The 24,193-nt window shown below is 57.5% G+C and carries 21 protein-coding genes, 1 pseudogene and 1 riboswitch; of the genes and pseudogenes, 8 read left to right on the forward strand and 14 right to left on the reverse strand.

Annotated features, from left to right (window positions below; genetic code table 11):
- Nucleotides 1–147 precede the first annotated feature (147 nt).
- Genes BLU05_RS02865 through BLU05_RS02875 form a run of 3 tightly spaced genes read left to right on the forward strand, consistent with a single transcriptional unit; the run spans nucleotide 148 to nucleotide 3,574 of the window.
- On the forward strand, nucleotides 148–1,095 hold the full coding sequence (locus BLU05_RS02865) for an ABC transporter permease (RefSeq protein ID WP_091877699.1): 948 nt from the start codon (nucleotides 148–150) through the stop codon (nucleotides 1,093–1,095).
- Entirely contained in the window at nucleotides 1,092–1,949 is an 858-nt protein-coding gene (locus BLU05_RS02870) for an ABC transporter permease (RefSeq protein ID WP_091877700.1), read from the forward strand. The genes BLU05_RS02865 and BLU05_RS02870 overlap by 4 nt, the downstream gene beginning before the upstream one ends.
- Complete coding sequence (locus BLU05_RS02875; RefSeq protein WP_091877701.1) at nucleotides 1,946–3,574, forward strand: ABC transporter ATP-binding protein; 1,629 nt, start codon at nucleotides 1,946–1,948, stop codon at nucleotides 3,572–3,574. The genes BLU05_RS02870 and BLU05_RS02875 overlap by 4 nt, the downstream gene beginning before the upstream one ends.
- On the opposite strand, the gene cbiB is transcribed toward BLU05_RS02875, so the two are convergent.
- The 4 genes from cbiB to cobA are packed head-to-tail and all read right to left on the reverse strand — an operon-like array spanning nucleotide 3,571 to nucleotide 7,722.
- On the reverse strand, nucleotides 3,571–4,548 hold the full coding sequence (cbiB, locus tag BLU05_RS02880; protein ID WP_091877702.1) for an adenosylcobinamide-phosphate synthase CbiB: 978 nt from the start codon (nucleotides 4,546–4,548) through the stop codon (nucleotides 3,571–3,573). The two genes, BLU05_RS02875 and cbiB, sit on opposite strands and share 4 nt — an antisense overlap.
- Before the next feature lie 29 nt (nucleotides 4,549–4,577).
- Nucleotides 4,578–5,588 carry a threonine-phosphate decarboxylase CobD gene (gene cobD / locus BLU05_RS02885; RefSeq protein WP_091878449.1) on the reverse strand — a complete coding sequence of 337 codons (1,011 nt, stop codon included), beginning with the start codon at nucleotides 5,586–5,588 and terminating at the stop codon, nucleotides 4,578–4,580.
- Entirely contained in the window at nucleotides 5,588–6,886 is a 1,299-nt protein-coding gene (locus BLU05_RS02890; RefSeq protein WP_091877703.1) for a cobyrinate a,c-diamide synthase, read from the reverse strand. Before BLU05_RS02890 ends, cobD begins: the two co-directional genes overlap by 1 nt.
- Nucleotides 6,883–7,722, reverse strand: coding sequence for a uroporphyrinogen-III C-methyltransferase (gene cobA, locus BLU05_RS02895; protein WP_091877704.1), 840 nt, complete (start codon nucleotides 7,720–7,722; stop codon nucleotides 6,883–6,885). The genes BLU05_RS02890 and cobA overlap by 4 nt, the downstream gene beginning before the upstream one ends.
- 110 nt (nucleotides 7,723–7,832) lie before the next feature.
- On the opposite strand from cobA, the gene BLU05_RS02900 reads away from it, so the two are divergent.
- Both BLU05_RS02900 and BLU05_RS02905 read left to right on the forward strand, forming a co-directional pair.
- Nucleotides 7,833–8,948, forward strand: coding sequence for a cobalt-precorrin-5B (C(1))-methyltransferase (locus BLU05_RS02900; protein WP_091878451.1), 1,116 nt, complete (start codon nucleotides 7,833–7,835; stop codon nucleotides 8,946–8,948).
- Entirely contained in the window at nucleotides 8,935–9,681 is a 747-nt protein-coding gene (locus BLU05_RS02905; RefSeq protein ID WP_091877705.1) for a cobalt-precorrin-6A reductase, read from the forward strand. The genes BLU05_RS02900 and BLU05_RS02905 overlap by 14 nt, the downstream gene beginning before the upstream one ends.
- A 235-nt stretch (nucleotides 9,682–9,916) precedes the next feature.
- Here BLU05_RS02905 and cobM read toward each other — a convergent pair whose 3' ends face one another.
- Genes cobM through BLU05_RS02920 form a run of 3 tightly spaced genes read right to left on the reverse strand, consistent with a single transcriptional unit; the run spans nucleotide 9,917 to nucleotide 11,503 of the window.
- Nucleotides 9,917–10,678 (reverse strand): precorrin-4 C(11)-methyltransferase, encoded by a 762-nt coding sequence (gene cobM, locus BLU05_RS02910; protein WP_091877706.1) that lies wholly within the window; start codon nucleotides 10,676–10,678, stop codon nucleotides 9,917–9,919.
- Nucleotides 10,679–10,682: 4 nt separating this feature from the next.
- Nucleotides 10,683–11,075, reverse strand: a complete 393-nt coding sequence (locus tag BLU05_RS02915; protein WP_091877707.1) for a cobalamin biosynthesis protein — start codon at nucleotides 11,073–11,075, stop codon at nucleotides 10,683–10,685.
- Nucleotides 11,075–11,503: a tellurite resistance TerB family protein gene (locus BLU05_RS02920; RefSeq protein WP_091878453.1), complete on the reverse strand. Its 429-nt coding sequence runs from the start codon at nucleotides 11,501–11,503 to the stop codon at nucleotides 11,075–11,077. Before BLU05_RS02920 ends, BLU05_RS02915 begins: the two co-directional genes overlap by 1 nt.
- Before the next feature lie 174 nt (nucleotides 11,504–11,677).
- Between BLU05_RS02920 and BLU05_RS02925 the strand changes: the two genes are divergently transcribed.
- Entirely contained in the window at nucleotides 11,678–12,466 is a 789-nt protein-coding gene (locus BLU05_RS02925; protein ID WP_091877708.1) for a TSUP family transporter, read from the forward strand.
- Between the two features lie 258 nt (nucleotides 12,467–12,724).
- Here BLU05_RS02925 and cobO read toward each other — a convergent pair whose 3' ends face one another.
- The 5 genes and pseudogenes from cobO to BLU05_RS02955 form a co-directional block, all read right to left on the reverse strand.
- Entirely contained in the window at nucleotides 12,725–13,363 is a 639-nt protein-coding gene (cobO, locus tag BLU05_RS02930) for a cob(I)yrinic acid a,c-diamide adenosyltransferase (protein ID WP_091877709.1), read from the reverse strand.
- A gap of 26 nt (nucleotides 13,364–13,389) precedes the next feature.
- Complete coding sequence (gene cobN, locus BLU05_RS02935; RefSeq protein ID WP_091877710.1) at nucleotides 13,390–17,121, reverse strand: cobaltochelatase subunit CobN; 3,732 nt, start codon at nucleotides 17,119–17,121, stop codon at nucleotides 13,390–13,392.
- 18 nt (nucleotides 17,122–17,139) lie between these two features.
- On the reverse strand, nucleotides 17,140–18,192 hold the full coding sequence (cobW, locus tag BLU05_RS02940) for a cobalamin biosynthesis protein CobW (protein ID WP_091877711.1): 1,053 nt from the start codon (nucleotides 18,190–18,192) through the stop codon (nucleotides 17,140–17,142).
- A 7-nt stretch (nucleotides 18,193–18,199) separates the two neighbouring features.
- Nucleotides 18,200–18,721: pseudogene (gene cobU / locus BLU05_RS02945) on the reverse strand (bifunctional adenosylcobinamide kinase/adenosylcobinamide-phosphate guanylyltransferase); the annotation flags it as partial.
- A gap of 157 nt (nucleotides 18,722–18,878) precedes the next feature.
- Nucleotides 18,879–19,113: riboswitch (cobalamin riboswitch) on the reverse strand.
- Between the two features lie 382 nt (nucleotides 19,114–19,495).
- Complete coding sequence (locus BLU05_RS02955) at nucleotides 19,496–20,959, reverse strand: cobyric acid synthase (RefSeq protein WP_091877712.1); 1,464 nt, start codon at nucleotides 20,957–20,959, stop codon at nucleotides 19,496–19,498.
- A gap of 130 nt (nucleotides 20,960–21,089) precedes the next feature.
- Between BLU05_RS02955 and BLU05_RS02960 the strand changes: the two genes are divergently transcribed.
- Nucleotides 21,090–22,244, forward strand: coding sequence for an isobutyryl-CoA dehydrogenase (locus tag BLU05_RS02960; RefSeq protein ID WP_175540528.1), 1,155 nt, complete (start codon nucleotides 21,090–21,092; stop codon nucleotides 22,242–22,244).
- 40 nt (nucleotides 22,245–22,284) lie between these two features.
- Nucleotides 22,285–23,175, forward strand: coding sequence for a 3-hydroxyisobutyrate dehydrogenase (gene mmsB, locus BLU05_RS02965; protein WP_091877714.1), 891 nt, complete (start codon nucleotides 22,285–22,287; stop codon nucleotides 23,173–23,175).
- 312 nt (nucleotides 23,176–23,487) lie between these two features.
- Here the strand turns inward: mmsB and BLU05_RS26090 are convergent, their stop codons facing one another.
- Both BLU05_RS26090 and BLU05_RS02970 read right to left on the reverse strand, forming a co-directional pair.
- Nucleotides 23,488–23,625 carry a hypothetical protein gene (locus BLU05_RS26090; RefSeq protein ID WP_162700203.1) on the reverse strand — a complete coding sequence of 46 codons (138 nt, stop codon included), beginning with the start codon at nucleotides 23,623–23,625 and terminating at the stop codon, nucleotides 23,488–23,490.
- Nucleotides 23,626–23,844: 219 nt separating this feature from the next.
- Nucleotides 23,845–24,192 carry a hypothetical protein gene (locus BLU05_RS02970; protein ID WP_139210385.1) on the reverse strand — a complete coding sequence of 116 codons (348 nt, stop codon included), beginning with the start codon at nucleotides 24,190–24,192 and terminating at the stop codon, nucleotides 23,845–23,847.
- Nucleotide 24,193 lies beyond the last annotated feature (1 nt).

Genomic DNA, 24,193 nt, shown 5'->3' on the forward strand with positions numbered 1-24,193 from the left:
CCACAAGGGGGGAGATCAGCCTTCACTACTGCCTTTGCACAATCTGCAACGCTTCAGATTGTGGGAAAGCGTTACTGTCAATGTGATCTCCCCCCTTGTGGGGGAGATGTCCGACAGGACAGAGGGGGGTGAAAACCCGCACCTCCTATGCTGAACTACATCTCAAAGCGCGTCCTGATCGGCATTCTCACCCTTTTGGCCGCTTCTATCGTCGTTTTCATCATGCTTGAAATCGTCCCCGGTGATCCGGCACGGCTGATGCTCGGCATGAATGCGACGGAGGATGCTGTTCAGGCGCTGCAACAGCAGATGGGTCTCGATCAGCCCCTGCTCACCCGTTATTTCAGCTGGATCGGTGGTCTTCTCGTCGGCGATTTCGGCAAGTCCTATACCTATTCAGTCCCTGTTCTGAATCTCATCACCGAACGTATCGCCGTTTCCCTGCCCCTCGCCCTTATCTCGCTGTTTCTCTCCACCATCATTGCCATTCCGGTCGGCCTGTTTTCCGCCGCCCGGCGCGGTACGCTTGCCGATAGCGGCACAATGGGCATTGCGCAAATCGGTGTTGCCATACCCAATTTCTGGTTCGCGCTGCTCTTGGTCTACGTCTTCGCCGTCACCTTGCGGCTTGTTCCTGCAGGCGGGTTTCCCGGATGGAATGCCGGATTATGGGCCGGGTTCAAATCGCTGATCCTGCCCTCCATCGCGCTTGGCCTGCCGCAGGCGGCTATTCTTGCCCGTGTCACCCGCTCCGCCCTGCTTGATGTGCTTGGCGAGGATTATATCCGCACCGCCCGCGCCAAAGGGCTTTCGCGCCGCAAGGTGCTTTATCGCCATGCCCTGCGTAACGCGCTTATTCCCATCCTCACCATTCTCGGCCTGCAATTTGCATTTCTGCTGGCCGGTACGATTATCATCGAGAACGTGTTTTACCTGCCCGGCCTTGGCCGTCTGGTGTTTCAGGCCATCACCCAGCGCGATCTGATCGTGGTTGAAGGCGTGGTCATGCTGCTGGTGGCCACGGTCATTCTGGTCAATCTGCTTGTTGACCTCTCCTATGCGCTTGTCGATCCGCGTTTGCGGGGCCGCTCATGAGCGCCCCGACCGAATGGCAAGCCAATATCTCAAAGGCCTTTTCCAACCGCTCTTTTGTGATCGGCCTGATCATCACCGTCCTGCTTCTCTTGATGGCGATCGTTTCGCTCTTTTGGACGCCCTATGCCGTCGGTTCGTTTGACATTCTGGGCAAACTGAAAGGCTCATCATCGGCCCATTGGCTCGGCACTGACCATTTCGGCCGCGATATCCTGTCGATGATCATGGTTGGCAGCCGCAATTCCATCGCCGTTGCTTTGGTTTCCGTGCTCATCGGTGCCGGTATCGGTGTGCCGCTTGGCCTGTGGGCAGCGGCAAGAGGCGGTATCATCGATGAAGCACTGATGCGTTTCAATGATCTGGTCTTTGCCTTTCCCGCGCTGCTTTCTGCCGTGATGATCACCGCCGTGTTCGGGCCGGGCGCTATCAACGCCATCATTGCCATTGGCATTTTCAATATTCCGGTGTTCGCCCGTGTCGCGCGCGGCTCGGCGCTGTCGCTTTGGCCGCGTGAATATATTCTGGCGGCCAGAGCTTCAGGTAAAGGCATTGCGCGCATCACCGTCGAGCACATCCTGCCTAACATGATGAACATTCTTGTCGTGCAGGGCACCATCCAGTTTTCCCTTGGCATTCTGGCGGAGGCCGGCCTGTCCTATGTCGGGCTTGGTTCCCAGCCACCCATGCCAAGCTGGGGGCGGATGCTGTTCGAAGCACAGACAATGATTGGCCTGGCACCACATATGGCACTCTACCCCGGCCTTGCCATCGTCATCACCGTGCTTGGCCTCAATCTGCTTGGCGATGGTCTGCGCGACGTTCTCGACCCGAAAATGCGGCGGGAGCGCTCATGAACCTCCTCGAAATCAGCAAGTTATCGCTGCGGATTGGCGCTTTCGAAGCGCTAAAAGGCGTCGACCTCTCCGTCAATGTGGGCGAAATCCGTGCGCTTGTCGGCGAATCCGGTTCCGGCAAATCCATGACCGCACTCAGCATCATGAAGCTGCTGCCAACAGGCGCGCGAACCGAAGGGCAAATCCGTTTCGACGGCAAGGACCTGCTTGCGACCAGCGAGGCCGATATGTGCCGCTTGCGCGGTAACGAGATCGGCATGGTGTTTCAGGAGCCGATGACCGCGCTCAACCCGGTCAAAACAATCGGCGAGCAGGTGGCTGAAGGCATAAGGCTGCACACCGGCGCAACCCGCGCCATTGCCGAGGAGCAGACCCGCGCCATTCTCGATCGCGTCGGCCTTCCCTCCGCAAAATTCCCGCTCAGCCGTTATCCGCACGAACTTTCCGGCGGTCAGCGCCAGCGTGTGGTGATTGCCATCGCCTGCGCGCTCAAACCCCGTTTGCTGATCGCCGATGAACCCACGACCGCGCTTGACGTTGTCCTGCAGGCGCAGATTCTCGAGCTTCTGCAAAGCCTCGTCGATGAGGAACGCATGGGCCTGCTGCTGATCAGCCATGATCTAGCTGTTGTCGCTGACATGGCCCACTCCATCACCGTGCTGCGGCATGGCGAGGTGATGGACAATGGCGAAACCGCGCAAATCCTCACCGAACAGACACATCCCTATACCCGCCAGCTCGCGCGGGCTTCCATGCATGTGCCGGAGCGTTCGCCTGAGCATCCGCACCACGCTGCCAATAACGGGCCTTTGCTCGCCATCCGTGATCTGTCACGCACCTATCCGGGCCGACGTATTGGTCTGTTTGGCCGTGATCCGGAATTCACCGCGGTTGATAATGTCAGCTTTGACATCAAGCCGGGACAATCGACGGCATTGGTCGGCCGTTCCGGTTGCGGTAAATCCACCCTCGCCCGCATGGTACTTGCGCTTGACCGGCCCACATCGGGCCAAATCCATTTCGCTGGACGCCGGATTGATGAGCTTACACAAAACGACCTACGCCCGGTCCGGCAGAATATGCAGGTGGTTTTTCAAGACCCTTACGGCTCGTTCAATCCCCGCCACAAGGCCGAGCGGCTGGTTTCCGAACCATTATTCTTGATTGATCGGGAACTGAGCGCAAAGGAAAAACGTGACCGGGTAGACCGCGCACTGGAACGCGTTGGCATTCCGCGTGCTGATAAGGACAAATATTCGCATGAATTCTCAGGCGGTCAGCGCCAGCGGCTTGCCATCGCGCGGGCCATCATCACCGAACCAAAACTCATTGTCGCCGATGAGCCGGTTTCGGCGCTTGATGTTTCAATCCGCGCGCAAATCCTTGACCTTTTCGCCGATCTGAATGACCGGCTTGGCATTGCCTATCTCTTCATCACCCACGATCTCGCCGTCGCACGGGCGATTACTGACACGGTCATGGTCATGTCCGAAGGCAAAATCGTTGAGCATGGCAAAACCGACGAAATTCTGCTTCACCCACGCTCCGAGGCAGGACGGGCGCTGGTGAAGGCATCACCGGATTTGCACAAGGCCCTCGCCCGCCGTATCGGCGAACAGGGCTAAAATAATCCCAGGAAGAAGAATACCAAGAGAACAACCATGAAGAGCGCCGTCGCAACACTGTAAACCCGCAGCGCCGCATCGATATCTTCGCCACCCGCATCACGACGACCTGCACCATTGAGCATCGGCTCATTGGCAATCACACCGCCATAGATACGCGGACCGGCAAGAGCAACGTCGATAGCCCCCGCCATGGCCGCCTCAGGCCAGCCCGCATTGGGCGAGCGATGCAGGCGCGCATCGCGCATCATCACATTGAACGAACGGCTGGCCGCCTTGCCGCCCCGTAGAATCCATGCGGCCGCAGCGATGAGCAGTCCCGTCAGCCGCGCGGGAATCCAGTTGGCGACATCATCAAGCCGGGCAGCAAACCGGCCAAAATCGCGATGGCGATCATTCAGATGGCCGATCATCGAATCCGCCGTATTCAGCATTTTGTAAGCAAGCAGACCCGGTAGCCCGAGCAGCGCATACCAAAAGGCCGGTGCGATAATCCCGTCAGACGTGTTCTCAGCGAGGCTTTCAATCGCAGCGCGTGTAATCGCCGGTTCGTCAAGCACCTGTGGGTCGCGCCCGACGATCATCGATACCGCACGGCGTGCGCCCACCAACCCGTCATTGCGCAGGGCATCAGCCACCCGCGCCACATGCTCGCCAAGGCTCTTTTGCGCGAGGAATACTGCTACGATCAAAGCTTCGATCAGACCGCCAAATGGCGGGATCATCGTCAGCAGCCAATGGATGAGCGCACCAATTCCAGCCGCCAGAAGCAGTAGCGCCAGCATGGTGAAAAAGCCGTCACGTCGCTTTTCCTGCTCCGTATTGCCAGCCTTGTTGAACCGCTTGTCGATAAAGGAAATTGCCTTGCCGAACAGCACGACGGGATGCGGGATTCTCTGCCAAAGCCAATCGGGGTCGCCGACATAACGGTCTGCGAGCAAAGCAAGAAACAGAATCAAGAGGTTGATTTCCATGGATGATTCGATCCCGTTGAATCAAAATATCAGCTTCGGATAGTATCCAGAGCTATAAGGGTCCGCTGCCGAAAAGTCTCTGCGTCATTCTCATCCAATGGCAGACCAAAACGCAACCAATGCGGCGCATAGGCAAATTTCCGCACCAATACATGCCGGGTGCAAAGCGCTTCAAACAGCGCATGGGCACGCTCGTGCTCGACCAGCGCAAACAGATCAGTACCGCCGATTTCCTTCAGCCCTGTCTTGGTGAAAACCGCACTCAGCAACCCACGACGATGCGTCAGCCGGTCCGTGAAAACACGCAGAGCACCCTTGTCCGTAAACGCGTGTTTGGCGATGACAAGTGCGGGGCCTGATACCGCCCATGGACCCATCCGCCTTGTCAGCCGCGTCGCGATATCAGGGCTTGTCAGGGCAAAGCCGAGCCGCAGTCCCGCCAGCCCGAAAAACTTGCCGAAGGATTTGAGCACGATCAATCCATCCCCGCCGCAATGGGCCGCAATACTGGTTTGCGGGTGTGGATCGGCAAAGGCTTCGTCGACGATCAAAAACCCTCCACGCATGCGCAACGTCTCGGCAAGATGAAGCAGCGCATCTTTCGCAACAATACGGCCATCGGGATTGTTCGGGTTAACGACGACAGCTACTTTCGCCGATTGTGGAATAGCATCGACACTGTCACACAACGTCACTTTCCAACCTGCCTGTTCGAAAGTTGACTGGTGCTCCTGATAGGTCGGGCCGACAATCGCCACCTCACCGCGCTCAACCAGATCAGGCATGATCTGGATCAGGGCCTGCGTGCCGGGTGCGGCAGTTATCGCTGCTTCATCAGCAACACCGTAATAGCTGCGGGCCGCATCAAGCGCCGATGCCAGCAGGCTTTCATCGGGCAAGCGGTTCCACACATCCGAAGCAATGGACGGTAGGGGAAAAGCCTCCGGGTTGATGCCGGTGGAAAGATCGATCCAATCTTCGCGTGTTCCGCCAAAGCGGCTTATGGCGCGATCAAGCGCGCCGCCATGCTCAATCTGCATCATCCGGCCATATCGATCATATGCATGTAGGAACCTGATACGGAGCCAACCCGCAGACCCATCTCACCAAGATCTTCACCCAGCGCATCGCGAACACGGAACAAGCGCTCGGCGTTACCCTCACGGACGATACTGGCATAGTGAAATTCATGGGCGTTAAACGGAAACGCGAAGGGTGATGCCGCCAGCGGCTCAATCCGCCGGTAGCCCAGATGCAGCTTGCGCTTGGCAAAACTGGTTTCCAGCGGCAGCAGCCCAAGCATGGCATGGGTTTTCCCCGATGCATCTTCGATGCTTTCGCCCAGCACCATGTAACCACCGCACTCGCCATAAACAGGGATACTGCGTTCCGCCGCCTGCCTTATTCCTCCGGCAAAATTCGATGCGGCAGACAATTGTTCCGCATAAAGTTCGGGATAACCGCCCGGAAGATAGACCGCGTCACTACCCACCGCTGGCGCTTCGTCGTTCAGCGGTGAAAAGAAACTGATCTGCGCACCGCGCCGCCGCCAGCCGTCGAGCAAATGCACATAGGAAAAAGCAAAGGCATTGTCACGCGCAACGGCAACATGCTGGCCGAGTGGCGGCACACGGGCGATATTGGCCATGGATGCCGCCGGGCCGAACCGCCCCGCAATATGCTGAAGCGCCGCCAGATCAATCTGCGTGCTCATCACCTCGCCCGCATGGGCCATGAACGCGTCGAGTTCCGCATGTTCTCCCGCCTGAACCAGACCGAGATGCCGCTCCGGCAAATGCAGTTTCGGATCGCGCATAATGGCACCGAGAACCGGGATACCCACAGGCTGCAGCGCTGCACGCAACATTGCCTCGTGCCGCGCACTGCCAACCCGGTTGAGAATAAGCCCTGATATCATCACCTTGCGGCGAAAATCCCTGAAACCGCTGACAAGCGCGGCAATCGAATGGGATTGCTTGGCACAATCAAGCACCAGAATAACCGGCAGCGACAGACGCACGGCAAGATCAGCCGCCGAACCCGTTCCGTCAAGCGCACCGTCAAAAAGGCCCATCATGCCTTCGACAACCAGCGTCTTGCCGCCTTCCGTATGGCGGGACGCCAAAGCGCTGATCAGATCAGGCCGCATCGCCCATGGATCAAGATTGATGCAGGGCACACCTGATGCAACGCTATGATAGGCAGGGTCGATATAATCAGGGCCAGCTTTGGCTGGCGCAATCTTGGCGCCAAGGTCGCGCAGTGCGCGCAGCAATCCCAATGTCACCGTGGTCTTGCCGCTGCCCGAAGATGGTGCGGCGATTACAAAACCTTTCATCCCGCATCCTTTTCGCGGCGTGTTCCGAGCGGATCAACCTGCAGCACCCGGCCATCCAACGCACCCAGCCAATCCAGCGCCGCGCGCAGCCGCACCACTTCGCCGATCACCACAATTGCCGGTGGCCGCAAGCCTGCCTGCTCCACATCGCGTTCGGCTTGAGTAAGCGTCGTTTCCAGCACTTTTTGTTCGCCCGTCGTCGCATTGCAGACAAAAGCCATCGGTTCATCTTTCGAGCGGCCCGCCGCAATCAGCTTGGCGGCTATCGTACCAATATGCTTCATCGCCATATACATGACGATGACGGATGATCCCTTGGCAATACTCGCCCAGTCCATCGTATCGGGGATAAGGCCTGTTGCATCATGGCCGGTCAAAAAGGTCACGCTCTGGTTGGTCTCGCGATGGGTAACCGGAATGCCCGCATAGGCAAGCCCGCCAATGCCAGCGGTGATTCCCGGAACGATCCGGAAGGGCACCCCATGTTCAACCAGCGTCAGCGCTTCTTCGCCGCCACGTCCAAACACGAAAGGGTCGCCGCCCTTCAGGCGCAGCACCCGTTTGCCTTCCTTGGCCAGTTCCACCAGTCGCAAGGATATATCCCGTTGCTGCGGCGACGGCTTGCCGCCGCGTTTGCCCGCATATTCACGCTCGGCTTGCGGCCCTGCAAAGGAAAGGCATTCCTCATTCACCAGCGCGTCATAGACAATGACATCTGCCTGTTCGAGTGCATTGACCGCATGCAGCGTCAAAAGGCCGGGATCACCCGGCCCCGCCCCGACGAGCCAGACATGGCCCGCTTCAAACTTCGGCAATTTTGCTGTCACTGCGCTCATCGCGCTCCCCGTATTTGCTGTTTTGCGCATAGCATAATTTTTCGCCTTGCAAGCATGAACTTATCGGAAAAATCATGCAACTCTATCCCAAGCTGGTCTATAAGACGCGCATGAGCGACGAACCCGATGCCGGAATGCGGAAACCTGATGATGCCAGCCCCACGCCCCTGCGCCGAGGCTGGACGACGGGTGCCTGCGCGACCGCAGCCACCAAGGCGGCGTTGATTGCACTAATCACAGGCGAATTTCCCGATCCCGTTGCCATTATCCTGCCGAAGGGCGAAGTGCCGCATTTTCCGCTGGCACTCGAATCAATCGGCGATGGCTATGCCATAGCCGGTATCGTCAAGGACGCCGGGGATGACCCTGACGTTACCCATGGCGCCACCATCATCTCGACCGTTTACCCCGCTGCTCCCGGCAGTGGCATCCAATTTGTCGCCGGTGATGGGGTTGGGACCGTCACCCTGCCCGGCCTGCCGATCCAGCCGGGGGAAGCGGCGATCAATCCCGTCCCTCGCGCCATGATGACCGCCATCTGCGAGGAAATCTGCGCGCAATATGAACTGCCCGCCGATCTCGTCATAACGATCTCCGTACCTGAAGGCGAGGAACTCGCCAAACAAACCTGGAACCCGCGCCTTGGTATTGTCGGCGGCATCTCCATTCTTGGTACGACAGGCATCGTCCATCCCTTTTCCTGCGCCGCGTGGATACACTCGATCCACAGGGGCATTGATGTTTCCCGTGCAGCGGGCCTCACCCATGTGCTGGCAGCGACGGGTTCGACCTCGGAAGATGCGGCACAGGCCATTTATGATCTGCCTGATGTCGCGCTTCTGGATATGGGCGATTTTGCCGGTGGCCTTTTAAAATATCTGCGCGTGCACCCCATCGACAAGCTTACCATTGCCGGTGGCTTTGCCAAACTGACCAAGCTCGCACAGGGCGCGCTCGATCTGCACTCGGCGCGCAGTCAGGTCAGCATGGAATTTCTGGCTGATGAAGCGGAAAAGCTTGGATTCGACCAGAATATGAGGGACCAGATTCTGAATGCCAATACCGCGCAGGAAGTGCTTGAAATGACTCTGGGTTTGGGCATCGACCTGCCGAAATCCATTGCCGAGAAAGCCAAGGCGGTGGCGCTGGCAACGCTTAAAGGCGCGCCTGTGGAGGTGGAAATGATCGTGACTGACCGCAAAGGGACGATCCTTGCCCGCCTCTGATCATCCGATTCTCATTCTTGGTGGAACAGCCGAAGCGGCGAAACTGGCCGCCGCGCTTGTCGCCTTGGGCTATCGCACCATCTCGTCACTGGCGGGCCGCACCAGCAATCCCGCGAAAATCGAGGGCGAAGTGCGCACCGGTGGCTTTGGCGGCGCTGATGGCCTTGCCGATTATCTGCGCAGGGAAAATATCGCGCTGCTGGTCGATGCCACACACCCCTTCGCCACGCAAATCTCCGACAATGCCATTGCGGCGGCTGATGTCACCGGCATTCCTTTTGTCCGTTTGGAGCGGACCGAATGGCGGCGCAAACCCGGCGATATCTGGATCAGCGTAGCGACACTGGAAGAGGCCGTTGCCGCTGCTCCCTCCAAGGCGCGGATATTGCTGGCGCTCGGCCGCCAGCACATCGCCCCCTTCTCCAAACGGCGGGATGTGTTTTTTGTCGTGCGGATGATCGATCCACCGGAAACACCCCTGGACCTCTTCGATTTTGAACTGGAATTGTCCAGGCCGGGCAAAAAGGACGAGGAAGCCGCGTTTCTCACGCGCAAACGCCTGACGCATATTATCTGCCGCAATTCCGGTGGCGCCGCATCCTATGCAAAAATATCAGCGGCACGGGAGTTGGGTCTACCCGTTATCATGATTGAACGGCCACATCGCCCCGGTGCTCATGCTTTGCCTGATACGGACAGTGTGCTGCGTTTTGTGGTGGAGATGTTGGGGTAAGTTGCGCGAATATGTGAGTGGGTCGTTCGAGGTTGGTGGTTCGTGGTTCGTGGTTCGACAAGCTCACCATGAGGGAGATGGGTGGATGCAACGCTAATCGCAAAGACTGTAGAGATTGCAATTCACAAAAGTTGCAGAACTTGGCTCCCCTTCATCACCCCTCTCCCTCATGGTGAGCTTGTCGAACCACGAACCACGCCCCTCACCCACGCCAAAACAACCCGCACCTACCACCTCATTCAGACCGTGAGCGCAGCGTGTGGCTGTGATCCTTGTGATAAAGCGCGGAATCGCGAAATGCACCGGCTAACAGGCCCTTGCCGACAAAGATCATCGCTGAGCGGGTCAGGCCCGAATCCTTCACCTTGCCCGCAATATCGGCAAGCGTTCCATGGATGAATTGCTCGTCCGGCCAGCCAACCCGGTAAGCCACGATCACAGGACAATCGGCACCATAAAGCGGCGTCAGCTCCGTCTCGATTTTCGTCAGATTGCGGATGGAAAGATGAATGACCAGCGTTGCGCCGGATTTACCGAGCGTTGCCAGTTCCTCACCCTCCGGCATGGCTGATGATTTCATTGAGGTGCGCGTGAGAACAATGGTCTGGCAGACCTCGGGAACCGTCAATTCCTTTTTCAGCGCTGCGGCAGCCGCCGCAAAGGCTGGAACACCCGGCGTCACATCATATTCAATGCCAAGCGCATCAAGCCGTCGCATCTGCTCGGCCACAGCGCCATAGATCGACGGATCACCGGAATGCACCCGCGCCACATCCTTGCCTTCCGCATGCGCCCGTTCAAACTCGGCAATGATCTCGTCCAGCGTCAATGAGGACGTATCGACAACCCGCGCACCCTCTGGCACTTCGGCAACCATTTCCGGTGGCACCAGCGAGCCCGCATAAAGACACACCGGGCAGGACTGGATCAGTTTCAGACCGCGTACGGTGATAAGATCGGGCGCGCCGGGACCGGCGCCAATGAAATGAACGGTCATTGTTTTACGTCTTTCTTGCCGCCAATGCAGCGGTTGCATGGGCAGATTTCGTCTTGCCGATCACCAGTTTACCAGCCGGGCCAGCGGCAGCGAGTGCTGCGGCTTCTGCTATACCATGACTGCCTGTCAGCTCGAATACACGCTGCGACGGGTTGGCAAGCCGTGGCGTTTGCTCCTCCAGCGTTGCAGCGTCAAAGCAGAGGAAGGGCAAACCCCAGCGCGCGGCCAACTGAATGATAGCTGTCTCGCCAGCACGCGCGTCTATCGAATAGATACCCGATAGATCGTCAGAATTTATCCCAGCCGCTTTCAAAACAGTCTCGGCAAGGGCCAAAAGCTCCTGCGGATCGCATCCCCGCTCGCAGCCCACGCCAAGCATGTAACCAATGTCTGACATCAATGGGACTTGTGCAGCTCTTCCGGCGTCACGCCGAGCAGGTCCGCCGTCCGGCGGATGAGATTGGCTTCCTTGGGATCAAGATCATCGTCCGCATTGGCGATGGCGAGAAGATGGCGCAGGAGCATCACCTTGCGCTCAAAGGGCACGTCCGCAAAAGCCAGCGCCGCCTGTTCGCTTGATGTCTCATAGCCGAAATCCTTGAGATATTCGGCAACTTCGCTGAACTCATCCGGCGAAATACCGAAATCTGTGGAAGCAATGCGCAGGATCGCAGCATATTCCGATTTCTCTGTTTTGCCGTCAGCCAGCGCCACATGCAACAGGAGCAGCAGTTCCGCTGTCAGAATCGGATCATCGGCCACTTTCTGCACCGCGCTCTTGCTGCCGAGAAATGCGGTGATGCGATCAAAAATGCTTTCGCTCATTGTACCCCCAACTGTGTTCACGCGATTGATCGCAGTCTCAACCATTGAATTCAAGTGCGCAAACAACACACCAGAACGCGATTCGCACAAGTGAATTGACAGAGCGCGCAAATGTTCTCGCCAAAATGGAATTTGTCTCTATGGTCCGGCGCATTCTTGCAAGAGTCTTCCGCCATGTCCGCCTTCTTCGACAATATCCCTTACATTCTCATCATTGCTGGCTTTGCCGCAGGCTTTATCGATTCGATTGCCGGCGGTGGCGGTTTGATCACCGTCCCGGCGCTGCTGCTATCGGGCATGTCGCCAGTGGAATCACTCGGCACCAACAAACTGCAATCGCTGTTCGGGTCAGCCTCCGCCACCATCGCCTATGCGCAAAAGGGGCATGTTCATCTGAAATCACAGCTTCCTTCGGCGCTTATGTCCTGCCTTGGCGGTGTCGGTGGTGCTTTGCTCGCCGGTTTCTTACCCGGTGATCTGCTGCGCGCCTTTTTGCCCGTCCTGCTCATTGCCATCGCGCTCTATTTTGCCCTGAAGCCCAATATGGGCGATATCGACCGCAGCAGGCGCATGACGCCCTTCCTGTTCGGCGTGACAATTGTTCCGCTGATCGGCTTTTATGACGGCCTGTTCGGCCCCGGCACCGGCTCGTTCTTCATGCTCTGCTTTGTTTCGCTGGCAGGCTATGGGTTGCTCAAGGCAACAGCGCACACAAAGCTTCTCAACCTTGCTTCCAATCTTGGCGGCTTTGCCACGTTCGCCTTTCTCGGCGTGATCAACTGGAAGATTGGCCTGTGCATGGGCGTTGCCCAGTTCCTCGGCGCGCGCGTTGGCGCCGCCATGGCCATGAAGAACGGCGCAAAGATCATCAAGCCGCTGCTGATTATTGTCTGTCTGGCCTTGGCGACCAAACTGCTGCTCGACCCCAGCAACCCGATCCGGGTGTGGATTGCAACGCTTTAGAGTCTGCCAACGTGCAAAGAAGCGATCGGTAGTGGTTCGTGGTTCGTGGTTCGACAAGCTCACCATGAGGGAGAGTGAGGATGCAACGTTAATCGCAAAAGTTGCAGCACAAAGGTTGCGGAAGATTGTGGCATAGGGATTGCACCGCAAAGATTGCAGAACTTAGCTCCCTTTCATCCTCACTCTCCCTCATGGTGAGCTTGTCGAACCACGAACCACCCACCAAGACCCTTCAACATTCAATGCTGCACCATACCTCTAAAACTCAATGCCCTTCTGCGCTTTGATACCGGAACGGAACGGATGCTTGATCATTTCCATCTCGGTAACGAGGTCGGCAAACTCAATAAGTTCGTCCTTGGCATTCCGCCCGGTTATAATCACATGTTTCATATGCGGTTTCTGCTTGAGCACCTCGATGATTTCCTCAACGGGCAGGTAGTCATAACGCAGCGCGATGTTCAGTTCATCGCAAAGAACGATGTCCGTTTTATCATCAAGGATCATGGTCTTGGCCTGCTCCCACGCATCGCGCGCCATGGCGATGTCGCGAGCGCGGTCCTGCGTTTCCCAGGTAAAGCCCTCACCCATGGCCGAGATCGTCACCTGCTCGGGAAACTTTTCCAGAACCCAGCGTTCGCCCGTATCCCATGAACCCTTGACGAACTGGATAACGCCAATCTTCATGCCATGACCGAGCGCCCGGAACACGACGCCGAAACCCGCCGTCGACTTGCCCTTGCCCTTGCCCGTGTTGACGATAACAAGACCTTTTTCATCTGTTTTGGTCGCAAGGATTTTGTCGCGCACGACCTTCTTTTTGCGCATCTTGTCCGCATGCCGCGCGTTGACTTCCTCTTCGGTCAGGTTCAACAATTTCTCTGATTTTTCAGCCATTTGGCGTTTCCTTCCGAATCATTGTCTCAGGCGGCAAGCTTGCCGAGTTCAAATCGTGCCGAGTTGGAACGCGGCACCCAGAAGCCGCGCTCTACGGCCTCTTCAAGCTTTTCCGCGATGTCGCGCAGGGCATGCGGGTTCTTGTCTTTCAGGAACGCCCGCACACCATCATCCATCAAAAACGCCTGATAGACAGCTTCAAAATGGTGGTTGCGCACGGCGCCTGTCGTTGCCGCAAAGGCAAAGAGATAGTCGACCGTTGCCGCCATCTCGAAAGCGCCCTTATAGCCATGGCGCATTACACCGGCGATCCATTTCGGATTGGTGACGCGGCCGCGCACCGTGCGCCCGATCTCTTCCTCAAGCGTGCGGATAACGGGCTTTTCGGGGCGTGAATGGTCATTGTGATAAATGGTCGGGCGCTCGCCGGAAAGCTGTTCGACCGCCGCCGACATACCACCCTCGAACTGATAATAATCATCGGAGTCGAGCAGATCATGTTCGCGATTGTCCTGATTTTGCACCACCGCTTCAACGGTGCGCAAACGCTCCTCCAGCAGCCCGCGCTCCGCTTTACCGTCTTCACCAGCGCCATAGGCATAGCCGCCCCAGACGAGCCATGCTTCGGCAAGATCGTCGCGCTTGTCCCATGCCTTTTCGTCAATCAGCGTCTGCAAGCCTGCACCATAAGCACCGGGCTTTGAACCGAACACGCGAAAGCCAGCCCTTTGCCGTGCGGTCTTCTCATCAGCACCTTCGGCCATGAGCCGCGCCTGTTCATCGCGCATACGCTTGGCAATCGGATTGTCTTCCGCATCTTCCTGCAGAGCGCCAACAGCCCGCACCGCCTTGTCGAACAGCGCAATCTGGTCCGGAAAGGCATCCCGGAAAAAGCCTGAGATACGCAAAGTCACATCCACACGCGGACGGCCAAGCATGGCGGGCTGAATAATTTCGTAGCCGGTGACGCGCCGTGACGCCATATCCCAGACGGGTTTGACGCCAATCAGCGCTAGCGCCTGCGCGATATCATCACCGCCGGTCCGCATATTCGAGGTGCCCCATGCGGTGAGCCCAAGCGATGTCGGCCATTCGCCGTGATCCTGCGTATAACGGCGGATCAGAAGCTCAGCGGATTTCTGTCCAAGCTCCCACGCAGCAGGTGTTGGCACAGCGCGGCTATCAACGGAAAAGAAGTTGCGTCCTGTCGGCAGGACATCAGGACGCCCGCGCGTCGGCGCACCCGATGGGCCCGGTGCAACAAAACGCCCGGAAAGCGCCGTCATCAGCCCGGTCATCTCAGCCTCGCCGCAGGCCATGACAGCTGGATGCAAGTTCGTGCGAATGCCTTCCAGAACCGCTTGAGTCGCCTGCCATACGTCCGGACAAATGGTTTCACCGGCCACCAGCTTTGCCGCCAGCAATTCAATACGCTCAACGGTGTCGCCCGCAATACGCCAAGGCTCGTCGGTGACCGCGTTCAGAATATCCGGCCGTTCCGCAGTCCACGCCGCAGCCATTTCGCAATCGAGCGGATCGAAACCGGCAAAGCCAAGATCGCCAGCAATGGCGCGTTGCAGGCTTTGGTCCGCACCATCACCCGAACCGCGTGGGACACGCGCCAGTGCCACCACCAGATCGGTCAGCAAACGCCCTTCCGGCGACAGTCCAAAAATGTGCAGGCCGTCGCGAATCTGCATTTCTTTCAAATCGCAAAGATAAGCATCGAGCTTTTGCAGGGCGAGATCATCAGGGTCATGATCATGAATACCCGCATCGCTATCAAGGCCGATATCCCTGACCAGATGCAGGATTTGCACCTTGAGCCGCACCAGACGCCTCGGATCAACGCCCGAAGCCTCATAATATTCATCGACCAGCGCTTCCAGATCTTTTAATGGCCCATAGCTTTCCGCCCGCGTCAGCGGCGGCGTCAGATGATCGATGATGACGGCAGAGGAACGGCGTTTTGCCTGCGTGCCCTCACCCGGATCATTGACGATGAACGGGTAGATATGCGGCACAGGCCCAAGCACCACCTCGGGAAAACAGGTTTCCGACAGCGCCAGCGATTTGCCCGGCAGCCATTCGAGATTGCCATGCTTGCCGACATGCACGATCGCATGGGCATCATAAACGATGCGCAGATAAGCATAGAAGGCGAGATAGCCATGTGGCGGCACCAGATCCGGCGAGTGGTAGGTGTCCTTTGGATCGATATTGTAGCCGCGTGCAGGCTGGATACCGACGAGGACATCACCAAACCGGCTCAGTGGCAGCGCAAAGCCGCGCGCGCTATCAAGGAAAAATGGATCGTTCTTTGGCTCGCCCCAGCGCGCCGTTACCTTCGCTTGAATCACATCGGGAAGCGCCTCAAAGAAGCTCTTGTATTGATTGAGTGAAATCGTCTCGCGAATATCGCGTCCATCGCTGGCCGCGTTGGTGGGACCCGCCATCAAATGATTGATCAGCGCCTCGCCATTATCTGGCAGATCGGCGACACCATAGCCCGCATCGCGCAGGGATTTCAGCACCTGCCATGTGCCCGCAGGCGTATCAAGGCCAACACCATTGCCCAGCCGTCCATCCCGATTGGGATAATTCGCCATGACAAGCGCAACGCGCCGCTCCTGCGGCTTGCTTTCACGCAGACGCGCCCAGTTGAATGCCAGCTCAGCCACAAATGCCACGCGGTCAGCCTGCGGCTCGTGCATGACGATATTGGCTTCCACGGCTTCATCGAAATGCTGTGCCGACTTGAACGAAACCGCACGCGAAAGAACCCGGCCATCCACTTCAGGCAAGGCGACGTTCATCGCGAGATCACGCGCTGACAGGCCCTGATCGGACAGACGCCACTGCTCGGCACTGGAGCCGGAGAAGATAACCTGCAGGACCATCGCACCATCATGCTCAAGCACAGTCGGCTTGCGCGCGGAACCCGGCGCAGACACGGCAAAGCCCGTGGCGTTCAGAACCACCGCAGGCGGTGCTTCGGCAAAAATGCTCTCCAGCGTTGCAATGGAAACCGGGTCTTTCAGGCTGGAAACAAACACCGGCAGCGGGTTGAGGCCCTTGGTGCGCAATGCCTCCAACAATGCTTCAACCGGTTGCGTCTGCCCGCTTTGCACCAGCGCCCGGTAGAAACAGATCGCCACGACAGGCGCACCATCCCGCCAACTCTGGCGCATCTCTTCCAGTGAAGGTGCTGCTTTCCCCGGCCACCACAACCCGGCTTTCAGCAGGGGTGCGGCTTCCTGCGGTTTTTCACCTGATTTGATCAACGCGCCACAATAATCGAGAAAACGCTGCGCATTCTGCGCGCCGCCTTCCAGCAGATAATGCCAGAGTGCATCGCGATCATGCCGGGCAATGGTTGAAAACCGGTCGAGCCCCGGATCGGGCTTGTCATCCCCCGGCAGCACCGCAAGCTGCACCTTGTGATTAACAGCGCAGGCATGCAAGGCTTCCAGACCATAAGGCCAGTAGCTTTCGCCGCCGATAACCCTGACCACGATCAATTTCGCCTGTCGCGCCGTCCGCTCCACATAAGCATCGACGGACATCGGGTGCGACAGGCTCATCATATTGGCAAGGCGCAGCGACACCGCGCCATCGCCCTGCCGCCGCGCGGAGGCAAGGCTCGCCAGTTCCGTATCAGCGGCAGAAAGAAACAACACATCTCCCGGCGTCTGGCCAAGGTCGATAGCCTCGGTCCCTTCAGCAATGGTGCCTTTCTGGGCAAGCAGGAGATGCATTCAGTTTTCCAGCCTCAATTATACGGCAGCAGCGGTTACAGCCGATGTGATGGCTGCATTATCGATGTCATGCAAACCGATGACGACGAGACGCGTCTGGCGCTCTTCGCCCGGATTCCACGCACGGTCAAAGTAATGCTCGATGCGTGTACCGACAGCCTGCACCACCAGACGCATGGGCTTGCCGGGAACATCGGCAAAACCTTTCAGGCGCAGAATGTCGTGATCGGCAATAACGGTCTTCAGCTTTTCAACAAAGCTCTTCGGTTCCGCAACCGGGCCAAGACCAACGACAAAGCTCTCAAACTCGTCATGATCATGCTCTTCGCCCGCTTCGTGTTCCATTTCATGGTGCGATTTGCGGTTGGCAATGTCCTGTTCAGTGCCAACACCCAGACCCAGCAGCAGTTCATTGCTGAGCTTGCCGAAGCTGGCCGAAACCATATTGAGCGAGCGGGACGAACGGCTCTGCACATCGCCGCGCACGCCATCAAGCTGCTTGTCACTGATAAGATCGGTTTTGTTGAGAACAATCAGGTCGGCAGCGCGAATCTGGTCTTCGAACAGTTCTTCCAGCGGGCTGTCATGATCGAGCGCTTCATCCTGAATGCGCTGGGCATCAACCTTGTCATGATCATCGGCAAAACGGCCTTCCGATACGGCAGAGGCGTCGATGACAGTCACAACGCCATCAACCGTTACCTGCGTCTTGATTTCGGGCCAGTTGAACGCTGCAACCAGAGGCTGCGGCAAAGCGAGACCCGATGTTTCAATGACGATATGATCAAAGCGATCAGGCCGATCGAGCAATTTGGTCATGGTCGGAATGAAATCATCCGCCACGGTGCAGCAGATGCAACCATTGTTCAGCTCGATAACATCTTCATCGCGGCAGGCTTCGATGCCACAGCCTTTGAGCAGGCCACCATCAACGCCAAGATCGCCGAACTCGTTGATGATCAGCGCAATGCGCTTGCCATTGGCGTTCTCAAGCAGATTGCGGATCATCGTGGTTTTTCCCGAACCGAGAAAACCGGTGATGACTGTTGCTGGAATCTTCTGACCCTGCATATTCCTGTCCCTTCATTGTGAGCGGCAGCCCGGCTGCCACGAAATAGACTGTTGCCGCAGCTTGTGCCACGGCCTGATGGAGACGTCCGGCATGGTCGCGAAAATCGCGCGCCATGCGGTTCTCCGGAACGATGCCGAGACCCACTTCGTTCGAGACCAGAACAATCGAACCTTGAAGTTTCGGCAGCGCTTCGACAAGCTGCCGCGTCTCGGCGGTGATGTTGCGCTCATCCATCATCAGATTGGTAAGCCAGAGCGTCAGGCAATCGACAAGAACCGCCTTACCCTCGCCAGCCACCCCTTGCAAAGTATCCAGCAGATCAAGCGGCTCTTCTATGGTGCGCCACAGTGGACCGCGCTGCTCTTTATGCAGGTCAATGCGTACAGACATTTCCTCATCCCACGCCCTGCCCGTTGCGACATAGATCGCATCAAGGCCCGACGCCTTGATCAGGCCTTCGGCAAAGCTGGATTTGCCCGAGCGGGCACCGCCGAGGATGAAAGTCACACCGGAATTGAGTTGAGGCATCGCCGCTATTGCAACCGCAACGATCCATCCATCAAAGGGAATGCGGGCGGGAAAACAAGCGAATGCGTCATACGAGCAGCCATAACAACCTCCGTGCTGGGCCTGAAGAGACATTACCCTTCAATTCTTGGGCAGGATTACCCTTAAGTGCTTCCTGGAAAAACACTCTATGACTGGCAGGTCTCCTGGCTCACGGGTCGTCGAAGCAATGCCGCCTTCCCGGTTTCCCAGTGGCTGCCTTCTGCATATGCATCAGGCTTTGCATTGATCCTCGCCGCTCTACAGTCGCGGGGTCGGCTGCGGTGGGACCGCCCTTCAGGGTACGGCCGTCGCATTCCCTTTTGATCCCTTGGCCTTCGACCAATATGGGAACCAATCATGGGTTGGACGTTATTCATCCCTCACGAGAAATGTCAATTGAATGTGTGTTGTTTGGGAAGAGAGTGATGGGGGTGTGGTTCGTAGTTCGACAAGCTCACCATGAGGGACGGGGGTGATGCAAGGGAGTTTTATTTTGCCATGTTGCGGAGCTTGACTCCCTGCACGCTCCTCACTCCCTCATGGTGAGCTTGTCGAACCACGAACCGGCGGCGTTCACCCCCCTCTGCCCTGTCGGGCATCTCCCCCACAAGGGGGGAGATCACATTGACATTAACGCCTTTGCACAACAGGAAGTGTTGCAGATTGTGCAAGATGGTTTTGAAGGCTGATCTCCCCCCTTGTGGGGGAGATGTCCGACAGGACAGAGGGGGGTGCCTATGCGGCGGATAAACATCAATATCTGCCTGCAGCACATGCAAACAGCGCATCGATATCAATCAGCTCTTCCAACTGCCCCGCAATACTATCCAACGCGGCATCCACGCCAGCCCGATAGTCAAACTCGTCAGCAGCGATACCCATCGACCCCAACAGCGCCGCACGAAACTGATCCGCGCCGAAAAGCCCGTGCAGATAGGTGCCGAACACCTTGCCGTCCTTCGATATCGCCCCATCATTCATACCGTTGATACGGGCAACGGGGCTGGAACAATCAGGGCCCGTCGTCCGCCCCAGATGAATTTCATAGCCACTCAGTGGCAGATCGAACTGCAGCGAATGCGCATCGACATTGCGCACGGTCTTTTCAGGTTCCATCACCGTATCGATATCGAGATGCCCGAGCCCTTGGGTTTCCGTCACGCTGCCCTCGATGCCATCGGGGTCGCGTACCGTGCGCCCGAGCATCTGGAAGCCGCCACATATGCCGATGATATGGCCACCGCGCCGTCGGTGCAGGTCCAAATCCCTGTCCCAGCCATTTTCGCGGAACCGCAGCAAATCGCTGATTGTGGATTTTGAACCGGGAATAATCACCAGCCCAGCATCGGACGGCAGCCGCTCGCCGCTGCGCACCATCACCACATCCACCTGCGGCTCGGCCATCAGCGGATCGAGATCGTCAAAATTGGCGATGCGATCAAGCACCGGCACCGCGAGCTTGAGCGCCCGGCCCTCGCCTTTCACCAGACGTTCCAGCACGACCGAATCTTCGGCAGGCAACCGCGCCGCATCCTTCAGCCACGGCACGACGCCGAATGACGGCCAGCCGGTGAACTCAGTGATGGCTTTCAACCCGTCGTCGAACAGCGAGACATCACCGCGAAACTTGTTGATGAGATAGCCGATGATCATCGCCCGATCTTCCGGTTGCAGAATCGCATGGGTCCCGACGATGGAGGCAATCACCCCGCCCCGGTCGATATCGCCAACCAGCAGCACAGGCACGTTGGCGCGGGTGGCAAAGCCCATATTAGCGATATCCCCTGCCCGAAGATTGATCTCTGCCGGTGAGCCAGCCCCCTCGACGATCACGAGATCAGCGCCATCACGTACAATATCCCATGACGCCATGACAGCATCGAGCAGCTGCGCCTTGAATTTTTGGTAATCGCGTCCCTTCGCCTGCCCCCAGACTTTGCCCTGCACGATGATCTGGCTGCCGGTTTCCGATTGCGGTTTCAAAAGCACGGGATTCATATGCACAGATGAGGGCACACCACAGGCGACGGCCTGCAGCCATTGCGCCCGGCCAATCTCGCCGCCATCATCACTGACAGCGGCATTATTCGACATATTCTGCGGTTTGAATGGTCGAACTTTTAATCCACGATTGCGCGCAAGCCGGCAAAGTCCGGCCACCAGGACGGATTTCCCAACATCTGACCCTGTTCCCTGCAACATGATTGCGTGTGTCATGGGCTTTGAGTAGCGGATATGTCTTTCTCTTCCTAGCCCCCGCCAAAACGCATCTCTGTCGTTGCGCGGCCCCGCGCTTGGGATAAACTGCGGCCAAGAGGAATACAGGGAGGTTATCATGGATGCGCACGTGGATACGGCGTCCAGCCAGTTCGAACTCAATGAGGATCAGCTGGCAATTCAGGACATGGCCCGCGCCTTTGCGGCGGACCGCGTTGCACCCAACGCGCTTGCCTGGGACCGCGACAAGCACTTTCCAGCGGATGTAATCCGGGAAACCGGCCCGCTCGGCATGGGCGGCATCTATGTGAAGGAAGAGTTTGGCGGCTCGGGGCTGAAACGGCTCGATGCTGTGCTGATCTTTGAAGCGCTATCAGCCGCCTGCCCGGCTTTTTCGGCCTTCATATCGATCCACAACATGGCGACATGGATGATCGATCTCTACGGCAATGACGAACAGCGCCAACGCTTTGTGCCGCATTTGACCTCAATGGAGTGGCTGGCGAGCTATTGCCTGACCGAACCGAATTCCGGCTCGGATGCCGCCGCGCTTAAAACCCGCGCGGTGCGCGATGGCGACCATTATGTGCTGAATGGCGCAAAACAGTTCATTTCAGGCGCGGGTGATACGGACCTTTATGTCACCATGGTGCGCACCGGCGAGGACGGCCCGAAGGGCATCTCGACGCTGATCATTCCGAAAGAAGCGCCCGGCCTTTCCTTCGGTGCGAACGAACACAAGATGGGCTGGAATGCCCAGTCCACCCGGCAGGTGATTTTCGACAATTGCCGGGTGCCGGTGGCAAACCTGCTGGGCGCGGAAGGCGACGGCTTCAAGATCGCCATGGGCGGCCTTGATGGCGGACGCCTCAATATTGCCGCCTGCTCACTTGGCGGCGCTCAGTCGGCACTCGACAAGGCAGTAACCTATGCGTCGGAGCGTAAGGCGTTCGGCAAGGCGATCAACCAGTTTCAGGCACTGCAATTCAAGCTGGCCGACATGGAAACGGAACTCTCGGCGGCGCGCGTCCTGCTATACACGGCGGCGTCAAAGCTTGACCGCAAGGCGCATGATGCCTCCAAATGGTCTGCCATGGCCAAACGCTTTGTCACCGATACCGGCTTCAATGTTGCCAATGATGCGCTGCAAATCCATGGCGGCTATGGTTATCTGCACGATTACGGCGTGGAAAAGCTGGTGCGTGACCTGCGCGTTCATCAGATTCTCGAAGGCACCAATGAAATCATGCGGGTGATCATATCCCGCTCCATGATGGGCCGCTGAACCACGCCTTTCACCTAACAATATCAGGGAGAATACCGCGATGACGACTGTCGCTTTTATCGGTCTTGGCCATATGGGCAATCCTATGGCCGCCAATCTGGTCAAGGCCGGGCACACGGTGCTGGGTTTTGATCTTCTGCCGGAAAATCTTGAAACCGCCAAAGCCAATGGCGTCACCATCGCGCCAAGCGCAGTTGCAGCCATTGCCGATGCCGATGTCGTCATCACCATGTTGCCAGCAGGAAAACACGTCCTCTCCGTCTATGCGGAAATCGCTGGAAAGGCCAAAAAGGGCGCATTGTTCATCGATTCCTCGACAATCGATGTGGATTCGGCTCGCAAAGCCCATGCCATAGCCGGCGAAAGCGGATTGCTTTCAGTTGATGCCCCGGTTTCCGGCGGTATTGGCGGCGCAGCGGCGGGAACGCTGACATTCATGGCCGGTGGTTCCGGTGATGCCTTTGCCGCTGCCGAGCCTGTTCTCAAGCCTATGGCTGGCCGTATCGTCCATTGCGGCGAACCGGGTGCCGGTCAGGCCGCCAAGATCTGCAACAATATGATTCTGGGCATTTCCATGATCGGCGTCAGCGAAGCCTTTACGCTGGCCGAAAAACTTGGCCTGTCGCATCAGGCATTGTTCGATGTTGCCTCCACCTCCTCGGGCCAGTGCTGGTCACTGACCACCTATTGCCCGGTCCCCGGCCCTGTGCCGACATCCCCTGCCAATAACAGCTACAAACCGGGCTTTGCCGCTGCGCTGATGCTGAAGGATTTGAGGCTTTCGCAGGAAGCCGCAAGAAGTGTCGGTGCTGCGACACCGCTCGGCCAGCATGCGGAAGAGATTTATGCTCAATTTGGCGCCGCCGGAAACGAAGGTTCGGATTTCTCCGGCATCATCAATTATCTGCGCGATGCCACCCGTGAAGGCTGACAGGCAAAGAAAATCTTGCAAATTTAGATTTGCTTAAGCTCTCGCTAACCTCGCGGTAACGATGTCCGGTTAAAACTTTGCATGGAGCAGACAAGACCCTGCCCCATGCTCCGGATAGGTACTGCGTACCGGAGCTGTAATTTCTGCCAGCGTATTGTACGGCAGAATGCCATGCGTAATTTGGCAAAAAACCGCACTGCTCCTTGTCGGACAGGGCGGTTTTTGATTTGGGTCTTCAGCAAAATCAGGCAAAGAAAAACCGCCACCTCCGAGGAGGCAGCGGTTTCTCGAAACTTTCTGACGTGTCAGAAATCAGCCAGCCGAACGGGTCCAGATAAAGGACACTGCGGAGGCGATGCCGCTCTTCAGATTGCTGGATGGCGCATTGCGCTTTTCCGTAGCATTCCATGCAATGTGGACGCGGTTGTTGCGATTGAAGATGTAAAGCATTTGAGCACCTGATGGTAAAAACGTTTGTTGCCGCTCAAATGCGCTTTTTGCTTAAAGTTTGATCACGTTTTTTCGCCATGGCATGTCGCATTTACAGCAACCGATCATGCAAATATGCATGGCTGCTATGCTGAAACCACACCTCTATTGCCACAATTACGGGCACTCTGACTAAAACAGCAGCAAAATCAACGATGGCGCTGATAAAGCAGCCTTATTTCAGCTTTTGGCCACCAGACGCTTGTAATTGGCCCGCAGCGTTTTCCGTCCGGGATGGAGTGCCGCTTTTGTCGCTTTATCGACGGTCGCCTGTGCGATAGCCGCCGGTGACTTGCCGCTCCACACATCGAGCCAGAATGTTGCCGCCGAGTTCATCACCGATATTTGCGCTGCCACAACGCCATCGGTCATCGCGGCCATTTTTTCGGACACCGCCCGCGTTGACTCTGTTTTGGCGGACTTTTCCGTCAGCCCCTCCATCATCATCATGGGCAGGCGCATGGCGATCACCATCGACGCCATTTGCAGGTCATGGACAGGAGCACGGCTTTTAACGGGAGATTTCATC

Source organism: Phyllobacterium sp. OV277 (genome assembly GCF_900104355.1).
Taxonomy (GTDB): Bacteria; Pseudomonadota; Alphaproteobacteria; order Rhizobiales; family Rhizobiaceae; genus Phyllobacterium.

What these genes read in the sequence shown, in the direction of transcription:
- cobO (WP_091877709.1), bottom strand. Translation starts at nt 13,363, where the DNA reads ATGGCTGAAAAATCAGAGAAATTGTTGAACCTGACCGAAGAGGAAGTC.
- cobM (WP_091877706.1), bottom strand. Translation starts at nt 10,678, where the DNA reads ATGACCGTTCATTTCATTGGCGCCGGTCCCGGCGCGCCCGATCTTATC.
- mmsB (WP_091877714.1), top strand. Translation starts at nt 22,285, where the DNA reads ATGACGACTGTCGCTTTTATCGGTCTTGGCCATATGGGCAATCCTATG.
- BLU05_RS02900 (WP_091878451.1), top strand. Translation starts at nt 7,833, where the DNA reads ATGAGCGACGAACCCGATGCCGGAATGCGGAAACCTGATGATGCCAGC.
- cobA (WP_091877704.1), bottom strand. Translation starts at nt 7,722, where the DNA reads ATGAGCGCAGTGACAGCAAAATTGCCGAAGTTTGAAGCGGGCCATGTC.
- cobD (WP_091878449.1), bottom strand. Translation starts at nt 5,588, where the DNA reads ATGCAGATTGAGCATGGCGGCGCGCTTGATCGCGCCATAAGCCGCTTT.
- BLU05_RS02890 (WP_091877703.1), bottom strand. Translation starts at nt 6,886, where the DNA reads ATGAAAGGTTTTGTAATCGCCGCACCATCTTCGGGCAGCGGCAAGACC.
- BLU05_RS02875 (WP_091877701.1), top strand. Translation starts at nt 1,946, where the DNA reads ATGAACCTCCTCGAAATCAGCAAGTTATCGCTGCGGATTGGCGCTTTC.
- BLU05_RS02955 (WP_091877712.1), bottom strand. Translation starts at nt 20,959, where the DNA reads ATGACACACGCAATCATGTTGCAGGGAACAGGGTCAGATGTTGGGAAA.
- BLU05_RS26090 (WP_162700203.1), bottom strand. Translation starts at nt 23,625, where the DNA reads ATGCTTTACATCTTCAATCGCAACAACCGCGTCCACATTGCATGGAAT.
- BLU05_RS02920 (WP_091878453.1), bottom strand. Translation starts at nt 11,503, where the DNA reads ATGAGCGAAAGCATTTTTGATCGCATCACCGCATTTCTCGGCAGCAAG.
- BLU05_RS02970 (WP_139210385.1), bottom strand. Translation starts at nt 24,192, where the DNA reads ATGAAATCTCCCGTTAAAAGCCGTGCTCCTGTCCATGACCTGCAAATG.
- BLU05_RS02915 (WP_091877707.1), bottom strand. Translation starts at nt 11,075, where the DNA reads ATGTCAGACATTGGTTACATGCTTGGCGTGGGCTGCGAGCGGGGATGC.
- BLU05_RS02870 (WP_091877700.1), top strand. Translation starts at nt 1,092, where the DNA reads ATGAGCGCCCCGACCGAATGGCAAGCCAATATCTCAAAGGCCTTTTCC.
- BLU05_RS02925 (WP_091877708.1), top strand. Translation starts at nt 11,678, where the DNA reads ATGTCCGCCTTCTTCGACAATATCCCTTACATTCTCATCATTGCTGGC.
- cbiB (WP_091877702.1), bottom strand. Translation starts at nt 4,548, where the DNA reads ATGGAAATCAACCTCTTGATTCTGTTTCTTGCTTTGCTCGCAGACCGT.
- cobW (WP_091877711.1), bottom strand. Translation starts at nt 18,192, where the DNA reads ATGCAGGGTCAGAAGATTCCAGCAACAGTCATCACCGGTTTTCTCGGT.
- cobN (WP_091877710.1), bottom strand. Translation starts at nt 17,121, where the DNA reads ATGCATCTCCTGCTTGCCCAGAAAGGCACCATTGCTGAAGGGACCGAG.
- BLU05_RS02865 (WP_091877699.1), top strand. Translation starts at nt 148, where the DNA reads ATGCTGAACTACATCTCAAAGCGCGTCCTGATCGGCATTCTCACCCTT.